Origin of the sequence: uncultured Clostridium sp., from assembly GCF_947039605.1 — a bacterium.
In the GTDB taxonomy this organism is placed as follows: Bacteria; Bacillota; Clostridia; order Clostridiales; family Clostridiaceae; genus Sarcina.
Window position 1 is genome coordinate 1 of the sequence record NZ_CAMQZG010000055.1, and the last position, 17,112, is coordinate 17,112.

Consider the following 17,112-nt stretch of genomic DNA (forward strand, 5'->3'; position numbering starts at 1 on the left):
TACAAAACCGAGATAAAACCAACAGAGCAACAGAAACTTAAAATAGAACAAAGAACTCTTTCAAGAAAATATGAAAGTTTAAAACTTAGAAAAAATAAAGAAAAAGGAGAAGCTACTAGACAAAATATCCAAAAACAAATAGCTAAAGTACAAAAATATCATCAAAGATTAACTAATATTAGGAATAATTATAATAATAAAATAGTTGCAGAACTTGTGAAAATCAAACCAGTTTTTATAACTATTGAAGATTTAAATGTTAGTGGAATGATGAAGAATAGACATCTATCAAAGGCCATAGCAAAACAAAAACTATATGATTTAACAATTAAACTTATTTCAAAGGCTAAGCAAAATGGAATTGAAATAAGAAAGGTGAGTAGGTGGTTTCCATCATCTAAACTTTGTAATAGTTGTGGAAGTATAAAATCTGATTTAAAGTTATCAGATAGAATATATAGATGTAGTTGTGGCTATGTATGTGATAGAGATTTACAAGCATCATATAATTTAAGAGATTGTAAAGAATACAAAATAATCTAATGTAAAATAGATATTTGTATATGTACCGTTGGCTAGGCGGGAATTTATGACTGTGGAAAAGTAGAGAACAAAAAACTTTGCTTTTATGTGAATCACTTTGTTGTTCACATAGTGCTATATCAAATCAGAGTAGCTTTGGCAAAATGAGGTGCGAAGAAACAGTAAAAATCTCGATATGGATATATTTGTCCATATTTTGAGTAGCAGAAATATAATTATGGATAAACAGAATATTAAATTAGAAAATAGAGGTTTTAATATAAATATAGAAAATTCAAATACTATGATGATTATGGGGAGTAAGGGGTCTGGAAAGACAACTGTTATTGCTAGTTTGTTTGGTAAGGAGTTTTCAAAGAGGGTTTCAAAAGTTTTGGTTGGTTCTAGTCAGGGTAAGAAGTGTAGGCGTTTAAATAATAGATATGTTAAGTTTAATATTGTGAGTGGGGATGTTACTGATAATAGATTGGTTATTGGTGTTAGGCTTCGGGATTCTATTTATTTAAGGGGGCAGTTCCAATCTGTGGTTTTGGATAGTTATTGTAGTGCTGTTTTAAAGTTTAGAAATGGTGATGCTAGTGATTATGATGTTTATGAGTATTTTAAGTCTAAGGTTTATGGGACTATTGTTGGTACTATGGGAGAGTTTGATGGAAATCTTAGTAGTGTGTTTAGTGCTGGTATTTTAAGAAATAAGGATACTCTTCTTGAGGATTATAGGAGTGGTTTTACTGGGGCTAGGATGGCTTATTTGTATAATGTGTCAAAGAATAGGCTTAGTAGGAATGATAAAAATAGTGAGAGTGCTATTAGGGAGTCTATTAGATGTGAGGTTCGAGATAGGGTTATTTCGGCGGTGGGAATTTCTAAGAGGGAGTTATTTGGAAAGAATTCTAGCTTTTTAGAATTATTTGATTATGTTAATTCTAGTTTTTTAGATAAAGTGATTAAAGAGTTTGGGGAGAGTAAGGATTGTTTTAGCTATGATGAAAAGTATTATTATAGGAGTTTCTCTAGTGAGGAGTTAGAGAATGATGTGGCCTTTTTAGATAGAGTTTTTAATGATGATAGTTATAGACTTTTGGTTGATGAGATTGTAGTGAGTATTCCTATGAATGAGTATGTTGAGGATATTATAAAGGCTCATGAGGATAGCTGCTTTGTTGATAGTATGGGTATGGCTTGCATTAGTGTTTATGATTATAATTATAATTTTGATGATGATTTTACTCGTGATGACAAGTTTGCGGTTGTTGAGGAGTTTATGTTTGAGAAGAATATTAGTGGGGTTATTTGTCTTCGGGATTATTTAGGTGGTAATAGTGAGAATGATAATTTGATTGGGGATATTAGTGCTAGTTTTAATAAGAGGATGCCTTTATTTGTAATTCATAATAAGATTGATATGGCTATTGATAGGGCTAGACCTATTATTTGTGATGATATTTTGGGGATTGATGGTGAGAGTTTTTATGATTTTAGTGAGAAGCTTGATGTTACGAAGATTTTAAGTAAGTATAGTGAGATGTTAAGTGATGTTAAGGAAGCTTTAAGTAAGAATCAGGAGCATAAGAAAAAGAAGTTAGAGATTTATGTGAATAATTCATTTTCTAAACTTGTGAAGGGGCTAGAGAAGGAGTTTATAGATGAGTATAAACCTAGTAAGAATGTTGAGATGATTATTGATGGGATGGCTAAGTCTTATTTGGGGAGTAAGAGTATAGAGTGCAGACTGGATAATGGTTTTAAAGATATAGAGGTTATTGTAAGTAATAAAGTTATTAAGAGAATTGTAGAGAAAGCTTTTGATAGTGCTGAGGGCAAAAAGCATGTAGGTGCTATGAAGCAAAATATTTTAGAAAATTTTGGTATGAATATTGGTCCTGATGCTTTGGGTAAGTTTGAGAGAAAACTTATGATTGGTGAGGGGATTATATATGTTAGTAGGTGTGATATGGGAAGTAGAGGAATTAATGTTCAGTTCCCATCAAATATAAAAAATATATTAAGTGATGTTGTGTTTAAGGAAATAGTTGAAGAAGCTATAGAGATTAAGGGTATAAGATTTGATAGTGTAAATAGAAAGAAGTTTGTGGAAATGGTGGTAAAGCAAAAAAGTAATCTTGCTAGGGAAGTTGTTAGGAAAGTTTTATATGATAATGTACTTAATCAGATGAAGAGGGAATTTGTATTAGCAGGAGAGGGGGTTATCTTTGAGAACTATTTGAAACAATTATTTGAATGTATTTTAGATATAGATAAAATGGAAGTTGATTTTAGTGGTGATTTTTATAATTTAAAAGATGGATTTGCTGCTGGTATTATTGAGAATATAGAGAAGTATGTTATTGGAGTTTTAAGAGAGAGAGTTATTTTAGGATAGAATGTTGAAGCCATATTGGAGAAATCTGATATGGCTTTTTTTGTGTGGAATTTGAATTGCTTTCCTTGAAAATATATTTGTTAGAAAGATTTATTTTTGTGATTTTTTAAAAAAGTTATATTTTTTGCATATATAGATAGTGAAAAAAAGATTTAGGAGGAATTAGAATGAAATATTTAACGGATGACTTTATATGTACAATTACTACAAGACTTAGCAATGAAAAGAATATGTATGTGAAAACTGATAATTCAGTTGGGGTTAAAATTTGGGGAAGTAAGGTAGATCAATTATGGCAATTTATTTATAACCCAATAAGAGATGGATATAAAATAATGAGTCTAAATTCTAGTAGTTTAGATGGTATTGCAAATGAAAAAGTTTTAACTTATGTTCCAACTAATGGAGAAAATAAAGTGTCTATGGAACTTTATAGAGATTTGGAGGAGCAGTATTGGAGGATTTTACAATTAAATGATGATACGTTCGTGATTATTAATGGGGCAGATGAAAGTTTAGCTTTAGAAGTTTTAAATTCAAATGTAAATGATGGAGAATCAAAGCTGCATTTATATGAACTTCAAGATTTAGATACGCATAGAAGTAATTCGCAAAGATTTGATATTAAACCTTTAAATTTAGATAAAAATAGTAGGATGAATTTAAGAGAAGGGATATATAAAATACATTCGAAAATTGATTCTACGAGAGTTTTGGATTGTAAAGCAACAACTGATAAGAAAGTTATTCTTTTTGAAAATAGAACAACTAGTGATAATAATCAAAAATGGAATTTTATTTATGATGCAACAAGTGGATTTTATAAAATAAAAACAGTATATAATCAGAGCTTAATTTTAACATGGAATAAAGAGGATAATTTACTTATGGTTCAAGGTGATGGAAATACTGCGAATCAAAAGTGGATAATTAAGATTTGTAATAAAGGGATAGTAATAAGGTCGGCAGAGGATGAAAATATGGTTATAACATCTAATGGAAATTTAGCAGTAAATCTTACAGAACTTATAGTAAGTTCATTTGAAAATAAAATAAATCAAATATTTGATATTAAGTAAGGAGAATATTTATGGTTAATGAAAAATTTATATATAAAATTAGTCCTTTAAATAATCAAAGTTTATCTCTTTCACATAAAGCAGATGTGAAAATGGAATTATGGAATTGTGATGTCGACCAGTTATGGCAGTTCAAATATGTAGAAAGTAAAAAAGCATATGAAATAATATCACTTAGAGATTATGATTATTACAATAGACAAGGTGAAAAAGTACTTTCATATATGGGGGATGAGCAAAGGGGATTTTTTCTAGTAATATCTGCAGATGCATCAGATGCTCACTATTGGAAAGTTTTTGAGAATATAGATGGAAGTTATATGTTTATAAATTTAGCTTTTTTAAATAGCTATATATCATATATTGAAACAGGAACAGAAAATTTAGAAGCTGAGGCATATTATTTAAAGCTTCAAAGTGATGAAAATATATTAGATAGTTTTAAGCTTATAGTATCAGAAGTTAATATCAATGATTTATTTGGAACTACACAAATAGATGATGGGCTTTATAAAGTAGCATTAAAGATTAATCATTCAAAAGTTTGGGAAAGAACACAAAATGCAAGTGTTGCGGTTGGGGATGAATCTAATAATGAAAAAAAACGCTGGAGAATAATTTATGATACTAAAAAAGATGGATACAAAATTCTTTCAGCTGAGGATGAAAGTTTAGCTATTACCTATGACTTAGGTAATCAAATAGCTCAGATGAAAGTATTTACAAATGAACCACACCAATATTGGGAGTTTATAAAAGTTGATAATAAAACTTATAAAATAAGAAATAAAAAATATCCAGGCTTTGTAGTAACTGTAGATAATAGTAATACTGGAAGTGATTTAAAAACTAAAGATTTTGCGGGGATAACAAACAATATAGATAATAATAATAAACAAAAATTTATATTTGAAAAGGTGGGAATATAATGGATTCTGGAAGTATTTATAAAATAAGTCCATGCTTTGATAGGTCCTTAGCACTATCTTATAATGGAGGAGTTAAAACACAATATTTTAAAGGGAAAAATGAGCAGTTATGGCAGTTTTCTTATGATAAAAATAAACAGGCATATTTAATTAAGCCTTTATTAATGAATTTAGATTATAAAATGGGATATTCTAGTGTTTTATGTTATGTAAAAGGTCAAATTGGTGACTTTGTAACGGTAACTCCTAATGATAATAGTGATAATAATTTTTGGGTTTTATCAAATGTTGAAAAAAATAAAGTTGTATTTATAAACTTAAAGAATAGAACTAAAGTTTTAAAAGTTTCATATAATTATGAAAATGAACAATATATTCCTAGTTATGATGTAGGGATAATAGATGGAGATGATTGCTTAGGCGATATATATACACATTTTGAAATTGAAAAACTAAGTTTTGAAGATAAGTTTAAAACTGATGAAATAGAAGTTGGAGAATATTATCTAAAAACATATAAGGATAATCAGTATTTAAAGTGTAGAGGAAATGATAATAAAGTAATTTTAGGTAATAGGGATGATAAAGCTATTTGGATTGTTACCTATGATGCTGATAAAGGTTGCTATAAATTTAAAAGTAAAAATAGAGAAAATGAATACTTTTCAATACATTCAACATCACAAAATTTACAGTTATTTAGTGATAATCAAGAAGGAAACTATTCAGACTGGTTTTTAAAAGAAATAAGTCCTAATTGTTATGAAATTAAAAATCAAATTAATGGAAATAGGGTAATTAGTAGGGATAGAAGTAATATTGGTAACGTTGAAGTAAAAGTATTAGATATAAATGTTTTTCAAGAGAATTATGATGAATTATTTTTAAGAAGATTTTATTTAGAAAAAAATCAACAATAAAATATAGCAGTTAATGGTAGGTATATAATTGCACCTGCATTACATGATGAGAAAAGATTACATGTTGGAAATAGAAGTGCTAAGGCAGTTTTATGGGATTCTGTTAATAATGCAAATGAGCAATGGAACTTTGAATATAATTAGGATAAAGGAACGTATAGAATAACTTTACAAGCAAATGTTTAGATTAGAAAAACTTTAAGAATAGAAAATGGAGGAGCAGTTATGAATCAAAATTTAGATATAAATTTACAAAATATATTTCAAGATGCAAAAGAAATAAAATTTTTTACAGATATGAAAAGTCCTAAAGCTAATGATTTTGGGATGGACCTAGCTTTAGAAAATACAGAAGTTAGAGATGGAGTATATACAGTGAAAAGAGGTAGTTTCTGGATTAGAGGGGGCGAAAAAGAAGATATAATAACAACACTTTATATCCCAACATCTACAGGGATTGATTATGTAAAAGAAAAGACTATAGGTGCAGGAAGTACTTTTGGAATTACGATAACGGGTGGATTTAATTATGGCTTTATAAAAGCTAATATAAGCACAGCTTTTAATATTAATATAACTAAAAGAGAAACAATTAGAACAACTATACGAGATATGGCTGTAGATAATAAAGATATACATTTAAGAGTATTCGTTACACATGAAAGATATGATGTTATAAATGTAAAAAATAATAAGATAATAGATATAGCATCTGTATATTATCCAGTTGGGACTTATGTGAAGAGGTTAATAGTAGAATCTAATACTAAAATAAAACTAGAGCAGTTAGAAGAATATTCATATAGATCACTAGGTGAAGAGCTAGAAATAGTAGAAGCCTTAGTAAATAGTTTAAATGTAGAAGAACCATCAACTTTAACAGTTATTGGGGAATTATATGAACATGAAACTCAAACTTATGAGCTTGGAAAAAATATAAATTGTAAATTTGTAGTATCTGAAAATAAAATTTATGAGGTAACAGTAGCAAATGCTGGACATAGTTTTGATATATATGAAATTCAAGCTGATGGCAGTATTATTAAAACTATGGTTGAGTGTAAGGTAAATAAAGATTATTCGACAAAAGCACTTGTGTTTTTTGGTGAGGGGAAAAAATATCTTATAGTAATTAAAAATATAAAAGCAATAAAAGAAAAAATAATATTTAGAGAAAAAGTTGCTAATTATATTATATTCGCGAATGCTACAATTATTGATGGGTTAAATTTAAATGAGCAATTTTCAGAGAATATAAGATTAAAAAAATATGAAAAGCGAATTTGGATATTAGAAAATCAAAGTATTGAAAAAATATTTGAAGTAAAAAGTTCAAATTTTTTAAATTTAGATATTGTTGAATTTGATTTAGTGAATAATGATGTTATTAGCACAGCAAAAACTTTAATTAACTCAAGAGCTAAAACATTTGTATTACAAGCAAATAAAAAATATTTCCTTGTATTTAAAGGGGTTGGAGAGTTTTTAGATTCAGTTGATATAAGTGTCACTAGTGAGCAAAGGGGGAAAGAAGTATGGGGAAAATAAAAGTTTTAAATGAAGAGATAGATATAACTGGACTACAAGATGGATATTATTTATTGGAATATGGAGATGGTTGGATTAGAGGGAACAAACCAATTGATATAGTAGCTAGTGGTGTGACAGAGAATGGAGGCGTTTTGGGACTTGGTGGAAGAACTGAGGTGGAAACAATAACAGAAGTTACCTTTTCGGCAAGTACAGAATTTACAGCAGGTTTGATTCAAGCAAGTATAGAATTATCAACTGGTTTAAAAAGTGAAACAAAAAATGCTATTCAATATGATTATTTATATACAAGTCCAATTGGAAAAAGAGCATTTGGAAGGTTATATAAAACTTACTGCAAGGACATAATAATTAAAATTGTAGGTGGGGTGATAAAAAATAAGGGGATAAATTATACACCTACAGGTCTTTATTTAAAAACATTTACAACAGATATGACAAGTCAAAGAAGTAGTAACAGTAGAATTCTAACTAGAAATTTAGATGAAGTGGTAGATAGATGCATATATGATGTAGAACATGTAAAACCAGTTCAAATAATTGAACCAAATGGAAAAGTAGAAAAAGGGCTTAAAATATATGGTGATAAGGTATATATAACACAAAATTATGGAAAGAAAGAAATTATAAATATATTTTTCCAATCATTTACAGTAGGTGTTTATGAAATTAGTACACAGCTTAAAAATGATGCAATGATATTATTTAAAGTAGATGAGAGAAAAAGATTAGTGAAGGTAGCAGAAACAGTAGGATATTCAAATGGAAGTATTTTTGCAAATCTTGAAAATGGGCATGAATATATTTTAAAGGTAGGAGCAAGAACTAGTATTCAGCCTAAAATAAAGTTTAGAAATATATCAACAAGTCTGGGAAATATACTGAAAAATACAAGTATAGAAGATTCAATTGGACCTAGTTGGCAAGTTATATCTAACAATTCAAGTTTAAAAACAGGTATAAAGTTTAATGTTCCAAGTATTGGTTCAAGAAGAGTTCAATTTTCAGTAGTAGAAGGTATTCACTCTGGTAAATTTTATTTTGTGGAAAGGGACTCAGTTGGAAATATAAAAAAATTAAGATTTGCAGGAGCGATTTCTAGAATAGGTTCTCAAAATAAATATTTTTTATTTTCAGAGAGGGGAGAAATTCTTTGTATATTTAAAAATATATCAGGGGGAACAGCAGCTTTAAATCTTATAAGTTTAATAGTTATGAGGGAATAATTAAATATTGAAGCCATGTTAGTGAAATCTAATGTGGCTTTAATTATTTAGAAATTTAATTTATAAAAGAAGTTTTATGTTTTTTGAAAAGTATCCTTTTATTGCATATGTAGTTAGTGAAAATATTATATGTAGAGGGGGAGTTTGTTGTATGAAGAAAGTTTTTTTAGGTATAGGTCATGGTGGTTCTGACTGTGGTGCTATTGGAAATGGATTAAGGGAGAAAGATTTAAATTTAAAGCAGGGTTTGTTTTGTGAGAAGCATTTAAAAAGGCATGGTGTACTTGTTATGCTATCTAGGTATAAGGATGAGGATGATTCTACTCGTGATGAGGTTTATGAGAGTAATCTATTTAATCCTGATTTAGCTGTTGATTTGCATACTAATGCTGGTGGTGGAAGTGGGTTTGAGGTTTTTCATAGTGTTGTGTCATCTGCAATTGGGGATTCTTTTGCTAGGAATATAAATGATGAAATAGTTTGTAGAGGTTATAAGTCTAGAGGGATTAAGACTAAGGTGAATGTTGATGGTAGGGATTACTTTGGTTTTATTAGAGAAACTAATTGCCCAGCGGTTATTGCAGAGATGGCTTTTATAGATAATAAACTTGATATTAGAAATTTTGATGAGGATCATGAAATTGAGGCATATTGCATTTGTTTAGTTAGAGGGATTTTAAAGACTTTAGGAATAGAGTATAGGCATGAAACTAATGAGGAGAGTAATTTTGAGGATGGAGATGATTTGTATAGGGTTGTTTGTGGTGTTTATAAAGATAGAATTAATGCTTTAAAGCAGCAGGAGAAAATCCAGAGTTTAGGTGTTACTAGTTTTATTAAAAGAGGTTGATTTGAAAAAAATTTAAATTATTTTTGAAAAACTCCTTATTAATGCATATATAGATAGTGTAGGTGAATAAAATAAAACTTTACACTTGAAATCGAACATACGTTCGATTATAATTTAAGTATAAGCTAATGGGGGGATATAAATGGAAATTGATTTATATGAGGTTTTAGTTGCAGCAAAGAAGGGTGAGAGCAGAGCTAAAGAATATATTATAGAAAAATATCAACCAATGATTATAAATAGATCTAGATCGTATTTTATTAGAGGATATGAAACTGAGGATTTAATACAAATTGCAAGTTTTACAACACTTATAGCGATTGATAAGTATGATTTAAGTAGTAAGGGGAATTTTACATCATATTTAGATAGGGCTATAAAAAATAATTTTAATAATATGCTAAGAGTGGTTATGAAAACCAAGTTTGAGGCAAGTTTAGATATTAAAATTGGTGTAGATATAGACCTTTTAGATGTTTTAGCAAGTGATAAGTTAACTGATGATGAAGTTATTAAAAATTCACTAAAGAGGGAATTAATAGATTTATTATCTGGGATGTCAAAGGATGATTTAGAGCTATTAAGATTTTTATATTTTGAGAATAAATCAATAAGTGAGTGGTCTAGAAAAACAGGAACAAAGTATTATCTTGTAAGAAAGAGAAGAGATTTTATTTTAAATTGGATTAGAACGCATCTTGAGTAACATATTTATTTTAAAGTTTAGGAATATGATATAATAATAGAAATAGAAAAAAGTAGATTTTAGTGTTTAAATTCTAGTTTTTTATTTTTACAAAGGATAAAGATAGGAGGGGGATTTATGAAAAGTAAAGGAAATCCATTAATAAGGAATGCTTTGAATCTTGCAAAAGAAGAATCATATGAAGCGCAGATGACTATAAGTGGGACTGTTATAAAAGTTTTACTTCTAATGATTATTGTTGCAGTATCATTTATGTATAGTTATAGTATAACAGCTACGACGTATAGTTCAGTTTTAACAGTTGCTTTTATAATTGGAGGAGGTGTAGCTATTGTAACATCATTTAAGCCTAAAATAGCTAGATTTACTGCTATAATATATGCAGCTGTTGAAGGGTTTGCTCTTGGAGCATTTGCAAATCTATTAAATCAAGTATATCCAGGGATAGCTATGCAAGCTGTTTTAATAACAATTATAGTTACAGTAGCAGCACTTATTGTATATGGTTTATTCCCTAATTTAGCATCTAGAGTACAAAAGTTTGTTTTTGTAGCAATGTTATCTATACTTGGAATAGGTTTAGTTAGCATAATATTAGGTTTCTTTGGTATTCAGGTACCGCTTTATGGAAATGGAAGTATAGGAATAGGTTTTTCATTGTTTGTTATAGCAATAGCAACTTTATCATTATTAATAGATTTTGATAGTATAGTTAAAGGGGCAAGAGCTGGTGAACCTAAGTATATGGAGTGGTATTGTGCGTTTGGATTAACAGTAACTTTAATTTGGTTATATATTCAAATTTTACAGCTATTAACTCAACTTAATTCTAGAGATTAAAGAGAATATAAGTTTATGAAATAAATTTTAAGCTATGTTAGAGAAATCGGTTCTTACTCAAGTATGGGTATAAAAAAACAAGTATACAACAAAAGGGCATTTTCGGATGCCCTTTTGTGATGTGTTAATTATTATATTTACCCAAAGATGAGAAAGAACCGAGAAATTTAATATAGCTTTTTTAATTTTATCTTAAAACAAAAAAATGGCATCCGAAGATGCCATTTTATTATTTATATTTGAATAAGGATAAATTGACTTATAGTAGTTTTTTTATTTCTTACGATTAAGTAATTCATCTTGTATTTTTTCAAGTGATTTTCCACGAGTTTCTGGAATAAAGCGTAGTACAAATGGAATTGCAAGGAATGAGAATATAGCAAAAATTCCAAAAGGTCCACCTATGTTATTATGGAAAAGAACAAGTATAGTTAAAAAGAATTGTGTTACAATAAAATTCCCTAACCAGTTTGCAGCAGATCCAAATGAAGCTCCAACTCCACGAACGTTTAATGGGAATATTTCACCAATAAGTACCCAAGCTATAGGTCCCCATGAAAGTGCAAATGCACAAATATAGATTGCTATAAGAATCATAGAATATACTGCAGCTGTTTCAATACTCATTGTATAGTTGATAATACTTAATATACCAAGTGCAAGACCCATTGCTATAGCACCCCATACAAGTAATTTCTTACGTGGGAATTTATCCATAATAAGAGTAGCTACAATTGTTGCTAGGAAGTTAACAATACCTATACCTACAGAAATCCAGATAGCTGAACTTGCTGAGAAATGGAATCCTTTCATAAAAACTTGTGGTAGATAGTAAATAACAGCATTAATTCCTACTAGTTGTTGGAATAACATAATTCCGACAGCGGCTATAAGAGCTGGACGAGCTATTGTAAATAGTTCTTTTACTCCACCTTTACGTACTTTAGAATCAGCATTTTGTATATCAGAAAGCTCTGATTGTATTTGTTTAGTAGTATAATTAGGTCTTAATTGTGTTAATACTTTAAGTGATTCTTCATTTTTACCAGCACGAATAAGATAACGTGGTGATTCAGGAAGAACCATACTACCAATAAATAATGCTATAGCTGGAATAAGTGCTGTTGCAAGCATCCATCTCCAATCTGCCCATCCTCCAATATTATGATTAATAAGTGCGATATTAGCTGTGTATGCTAATAAAATTCCAGCAGTAATCATAAGTTGGAAAAGTGTTTCTAGAGAACCACGTCTTTCTGTAGGTGCAAGCTCTGCTAAGTAAGCAGGTGTTAATGCTGATGCAGACCCAACAGCTAAACCTAATATAATTCTAGCTATTATAATAACTGTAAAATTAGGTGCAAAAGCTGACAGTAATGATCCAATTATAAATAGTATTGAAGCAATAAATAAAAGGACCTTTCGTCCATATTTATCAGATAGTCCACCAATAGATAGAGCACCAATCATAGATCCTATAAGAACCGCCGAAGTTACAAAACTAATTTCAGGAATTGTTAAATGAAGTGATTTTTGGATAAGTGGTGATGCGCCAGATATAATACCGGTATCAAATCCAAATAATAAACCACCAAGTGCTCCGATAATAAAAATAATATTACTGTTTAATTTAAATGAAGATGTATTCTTTTTTGTCATAGTAATCATCCCTTTCTTTCTTTTATTTAGCAATCGTTTTCATTTTATTATTATTATTAGTATTATATAATAGTTATTGTTTAATAGCAAGATGTTAATAAAATTTGTACAATATTAATTTTATTTGAATAAAATATACCATTAGTTCATAATGTTAATATAGAAAAATTATCAATACAAATTAATTTTATTTAAATAAAATACACTATTAGTTCATAATATTAATATAGAATTAATATAAATTAATTTTACTTAAACAAAAACTTAGGAGGGATTTTATGAAAAAATATGTTATAGGAATTGATCTTGGTGGAACTAAAATAAGTACTGCTATTGCTAATCTTGATGGAAAGGTACAAAGTTTATTTACAATGCCAACAGAAGCTAATCTTGGAGAAGCAAAAGTGTTGGAGAATATTATAACATCAATAGAAAAGGTTATAATTGAGGAAAAAACAACATTAGATGAAGTTTTGTGTATTGGAATTGGATCACCTGGTGTTCTTGATTTAGATGAGGGAGAAATAATTACAAGCCCTAATCTTCCATTTGCTAATTTTAAGATTATCAGTGAATTGAAAAAAATATTTGATGTTGATTTTTATCTTGATAATGATGCAAATGTTGCAACGATTGGTGAGTATCTTCTTGGTGCTGGAAAAGATAAAAAGAATATAATTTATGTGACTGTGAGCACTGGTGTTGGTGGTGGAGCTATTGTTAATGGTGATCTTTATCATGGTAACACTTCAAATGCTTTAGAGATTGGTCATATGACAGTAGATATTAATGGACCTATTTGTGGATGTGGAAATTATGGCTGTTTAGAAGCTTTATCTTCTGGAACTGCAATAGCTAAAGCTGCGAATACTGCAATTGCAAGTAAAGCTGAGACTTCACTTAGACAATATGATAAAGTTACTTCTTATGAGGTGTTTGTAGAGGCTAAAAATGGGGATGTAATTGCAAATGAAATTATAGATAATGCTCTTAATTATCTTGGGGTGGGTATTGCAAATGTTATTACTATGTTTGACCCTGAAATGATTATTATCGGTGGTGGGGTTTCTAATGCTGGAGAGATAATATTTGAAAAAGTTAGAAATATTGTTAGAAGAAGAAACTTTAAAATCATGAGTGATAATTGTGAGATAGTAAAAGCTACACTTGGTATAGATGCTGGTGTTTTAGGTGCTATTTCATTAGCTTTGCTTAATGGTAAAAAGAATTTATAACATTGCCACCTGAATTAGTTGGTTTTATAGCTTGGAAAAATCATATGAATAAAACTAATAAGAAGTTTATTGAAATTAAGAAATTCAACTAGTTTATATAATTTTAGCCACATTAGAGAAATCTAATGTGGCCTTTTTTAAATTTAAGTTATTAAGAGTTTTTTATTTTATATCAATTGCATTTACAGGACAAGTTTTCATAGTTTTTTTTGCTAGAACAAGGTCTTTAGGGTCAATTTCTTCTACTATAGAAATTGCAATGCATTCATCATCTAATTCAAAAACTTGAGGACATTTACCTTCGCAAACTCCACAGCTAATGCATAGGTCTCTATCAATTGTAGCTTTCATAAAAAGCACCTCCATTTAATTTGATTTAATTTTTATATATTTGTGGTTAGTAAATTTCAATATATAGTATTTGAAATACTTGTCTATAATAACATAAAGTTTAAATTGAAGTAATAGAAAAATTTATGAATAATTTATTTTATTTTGTTTATACTAAGAGGTAAGAATGGAGTGATGAGAATTTATGGGTGAATTTTTTTTAGGATTAGAAAATCTTGGTGTGAAACCAGGGAAGTTAAATGGTAGACTTGCTTGGAGAGCTTGCGAGGTTGTAGAAGCAGTTGGGTATGAGAAAGTTACTGAAATTATTAAGGAATGTATAGAGAGAGAAGGATTTGAAGAAGGTTTAGAGTATGAAATTATAAAACATACTAATAAACTAGAGAGTAATATTATTGAATTTAAACCAAGTGAGTACATATTTTATGAAGAAGGTTTATATGGGTTCATTATGTATGGAAGAACTCCTATAAGCAAAGATTTAAGAAGTAAAATGATTGGTGCGACTGGTCATAATATTGGTGAGTTACTTCAAATGTTTTTAAATGGTGAATATTAAGGTGCAAAAGTTATATCAGAGAAATCTGATGTGGCTTTTTTTGTTTTTTTAGATAATATTTATAGCAAAAAAGTGGAGTTATGAATATTTTAATATAGTTAGGAAATTATGGTGAAAAATAAATTAAGTAATAAAAAGGGGATGGCTAAAATGAAGTTAAAGTATTTAAGTCTTTTAATTCCAATATTGTTTTTTGTGGGGTGTGGACTTCCAAAAAGTAATGATGAAGTAATTGTAAGTTTTAATAGTAAGTTTAATGCTGGAGAGTACAGAGCAGCAGGTGATATATATATTGAAAATAAAAGTGATAAAGATTTTTTAGAAAATGTAAATCTAGTTATTAGTAGTGATTTAGTAAGTAAGGAGAAATATTTAAATAGTGAGAATTACTTAGAGGTTCAGGATGATGTTATACTTATTGATGTTTTTTATGATGGTGCTAATATAGATAAGTTAAATAAGAAAATAGATGATTTGATTTTAGAAAAAGTGGAGAATGAGAAAAAAGAAAGTGATGCGGCAAAAGCAAAGCTAGAGGCAGAAATTTCAAAACTTGAGGAAGAAAAGAAAGCTCTTAAAAATGAAAGTGATAGAAATAATAATAACAATACAAAGACTCCAAGTGTAAATAATGGAGCTGAGGTTAGTAAGTACAGTAATTTTTCATATCAATATTATAAAAATTCTAGATATGGATTTTCAATAAGTTATCCAAGTTTTTTAACTGAGACTGATTATCCTGCTAATGGGGATGGGGTAATGTTACAAACTTTTGATGGTTCTGTTTCTTTAGTTGTATCAGGTGGCAATAATATAATGAATTATAATATAAAAGATTTGTATAATGAGGCTATAAAAACAACACCTAATGTGGTTTATAAAAGTCTTGCTAATAATTCGTATGTTATATCTTGGGCTGAAGGTGGATATAATTTTTATAGTAAAACAGCTTTAGGTACGGGTTCTATAAATACTTTTACTTTAAAATCTCCATCAGGGGATGCTAAGGTTTTTGATGGAGTAACAACTACTATATATAATAGCTTTAAGACTGGTGATTTAAGTAGAGGTTGGTAGAATAAATATAAAATATACTAATATTAAGAACTACAATAATGTCGTGTCTATAAAAAAGATAATTTGAGTTTTTTCACTCAAGTTATCTTTTAATTTATTATTTTATAATTAATTTAGAAAATATCTTTTTACCCTTTTTGACTATTGCATAGCCAGTAGTAAAGTTTATATCACTTAAAGTAAAATCAACATCAGTAATTTTCTCATCATTTAATGATAGACCATTTTGTTCTATAAGTCTTCTAGCTTGTGACTTAGAAGGGATAAATTCAGATTTAACTAAAATATCTATAAGCTTTCCTTTAGCATCTTCTTTAGTAATTTCTATTGTTGGCATATGCTCTGCATCAGAAACATTTCCACTAAATAGTGAGTTTGAAGTTTCAAGAGCTTTTTTAGCTTCTTCTTCTCCGTGAACTAATTTAGTTACTTCAAAAGCTAAAACTTTTTTAGCTTCATTCATAGCTGAACCTTCAATAGCACATAGTTTGTTTATTTCATCTATTTCTACAAATGTAAGAAGCTTTAGACATTTTTCAGTATCAGCATCCTGTATATTTCTCCAGTATTGGAAGAATTCAAATGGAGAAACTCTATTAGGATCAAGCCATAATGCTCCACCAACAGTTTTACCCATTTTTTCACCCTCGCTATTAGTTAAAAGACTGCAAGTCATTGCATATACATTTTTGCTTTTTCTCTTTCTAACTAAATCAACACCAGCAATCATATTTGACCATTGGTCATCTCCACCAAGTTCCATCTTACAGTCATATTTCTCATTAAGCATAAGGAAGTCATAAGCTTGCATTAACATGTAGTTAAATTCTAAGAATGATAAACCTCTTTCAAGAGCAAATCTAGTTTTAAAACAATCTGCAGCAAGCATTTTGTTAACTGTGAATTGTGATCCTACTTCTCTTAGGAAATCAATGTAGTTAAGATTTCTAAGCCAATCTGCATTATTAACTAATATAGCCTTGTCATCTGAAAAATCTATAAATCTTTTCATTTGATCTTTTATTCCATCAACATTTTCTTGGATTTTTTCATCAGTAAGCATTTTTCTCATATCAGCTTTACCGCTTGGATCGCCAATAGTAACTGTTCCACCACCAATTAAAACAATTGGTCTATGTCCATGTTGCTCATACCCATCAGGCTAATACTTCCAATATTTGTTTTATGATATAATTTTTAAGAC

Annotated in this window: 15 protein-coding genes and 1 pseudogene; 13 read left to right on the forward strand and 3 right to left on the reverse strand. The window is 28.9% G+C overall.

All coding sequences use genetic code 11. From position 1 onward, the window contains the following. From Q0V24_RS14805 to Q0V24_RS14850, 10 genes are all read left to right on the forward strand, one after another. A partial coding sequence (locus tag Q0V24_RS14805) for a transposase (protein WP_297522572.1) occupies positions 1-543 on the forward strand: 543 nt, incomplete at its 5' end. A gap of 217 nt (positions 544-760) precedes the next feature. After that, positions 761-2,926 carry a hypothetical protein gene (locus tag Q0V24_RS14810; RefSeq protein WP_297522574.1) on the forward strand — a complete coding sequence of 722 codons (2,166 nt, stop codon included), beginning with the start codon at positions 761-763 and terminating at the stop codon, positions 2,924-2,926. A 167-nt stretch (positions 2,927-3,093) separates the two neighbouring features. After that, positions 3,094-4,005 (forward strand): RICIN domain-containing protein, encoded by a 912-nt coding sequence (locus Q0V24_RS14815; protein WP_297522576.1) that lies wholly within the window; start codon positions 3,094-3,096, stop codon positions 4,003-4,005. A gap of 11 nt (positions 4,006-4,016) precedes the next feature. After that, entirely contained in the window at positions 4,017-4,934 is a 918-nt protein-coding gene (locus Q0V24_RS14820; protein ID WP_297522578.1) for an RICIN domain-containing protein, read from the forward strand. Continuing rightward, a complete protein-coding gene (locus tag Q0V24_RS14825; RefSeq protein WP_297522580.1) occupies positions 4,934-5,854 on the forward strand; it encodes a hypothetical protein in 921 nt (306 codons plus the stop codon). The genes Q0V24_RS14820 and Q0V24_RS14825 overlap by 1 nt, the downstream gene beginning before the upstream one ends. A gap of 225 nt (positions 5,855-6,079) precedes the next feature. Beyond that, entirely contained in the window at positions 6,080-7,402 is a 1,323-nt protein-coding gene (locus tag Q0V24_RS14830; RefSeq protein ID WP_297522581.1) for an enterotoxin, read from the forward strand. Then, entirely contained in the window at positions 7,390-8,631 is a 1,242-nt protein-coding gene (locus Q0V24_RS14835; protein WP_297522583.1) for an enterotoxin, read from the forward strand. The genes Q0V24_RS14830 and Q0V24_RS14835 overlap by 13 nt, the downstream gene beginning before the upstream one ends. Before the next feature lie 151 nt (positions 8,632-8,782). After that, positions 8,783-9,481 (forward strand): N-acetylmuramoyl-L-alanine amidase, encoded by a 699-nt coding sequence (locus Q0V24_RS14840; RefSeq protein ID WP_297522584.1) that lies wholly within the window; start codon positions 8,783-8,785, stop codon positions 9,479-9,481. 142 nt (positions 9,482-9,623) lie between these two features. Next, positions 9,624-10,187: a sigma-70 family RNA polymerase sigma factor gene (locus Q0V24_RS14845; RefSeq protein ID WP_297522586.1), complete on the forward strand. Its 564-nt coding sequence runs from the start codon at positions 9,624-9,626 to the stop codon at positions 10,185-10,187. Between the two features lie 117 nt (positions 10,188-10,304). Continuing rightward, a complete protein-coding gene (locus Q0V24_RS14850; protein ID WP_297522588.1) occupies positions 10,305-11,027 on the forward strand; it encodes a Bax inhibitor-1/YccA family protein in 723 nt (240 codons plus the stop codon). A gap of 273 nt (positions 11,028-11,300) precedes the next feature. Here the strand turns inward: Q0V24_RS14850 and Q0V24_RS14855 are convergent, their stop codons facing one another. Next, positions 11,301-12,686, reverse strand: coding sequence for a sugar porter family MFS transporter (locus tag Q0V24_RS14855; RefSeq protein ID WP_297522590.1), 1,386 nt, complete (start codon positions 12,684-12,686; stop codon positions 11,301-11,303). Between the two features lie 278 nt (positions 12,687-12,964). On the opposite strand from Q0V24_RS14855, the gene Q0V24_RS14860 reads away from it, so the two are divergent. Beyond that, a complete protein-coding gene (locus Q0V24_RS14860; protein ID WP_297522592.1) occupies positions 12,965-13,921 on the forward strand; it encodes an ROK family protein in 957 nt (318 codons plus the stop codon). 162 nt (positions 13,922-14,083) lie between these two features. Here the strand turns inward: Q0V24_RS14860 and Q0V24_RS14865 are convergent, their stop codons facing one another. Continuing rightward, complete coding sequence (locus Q0V24_RS14865; protein WP_297522594.1) at positions 14,084-14,272, reverse strand: ferredoxin; 189 nt, start codon at positions 14,270-14,272, stop codon at positions 14,084-14,086. 184 nt (positions 14,273-14,456) lie between these two features. On the opposite strand from Q0V24_RS14865, the gene Q0V24_RS14870 reads away from it, so the two are divergent. Beyond that, positions 14,457-14,831 carry a hypothetical protein gene (locus tag Q0V24_RS14870; RefSeq protein ID WP_297522596.1) on the forward strand — a complete coding sequence of 125 codons (375 nt, stop codon included), beginning with the start codon at positions 14,457-14,459 and terminating at the stop codon, positions 14,829-14,831. Positions 14,832-14,981: 150 nt separating this feature from the next. Further along, on the forward strand, positions 14,982-15,908 hold the full coding sequence (locus tag Q0V24_RS14875; protein WP_297522598.1) for a hypothetical protein: 927 nt from the start codon (positions 14,982-14,984) through the stop codon (positions 15,906-15,908). A gap of 97 nt (positions 15,909-16,005) precedes the next feature. Here the strand turns inward: Q0V24_RS14875 and tyrS are convergent. After that, positions 16,006-17,058: pseudogene (gene tyrS / locus Q0V24_RS14880) on the reverse strand (tyrosine--tRNA ligase); the annotation flags it as partial. Between the last annotated feature and the right edge of the window lie 54 nt (positions 17,059-17,112).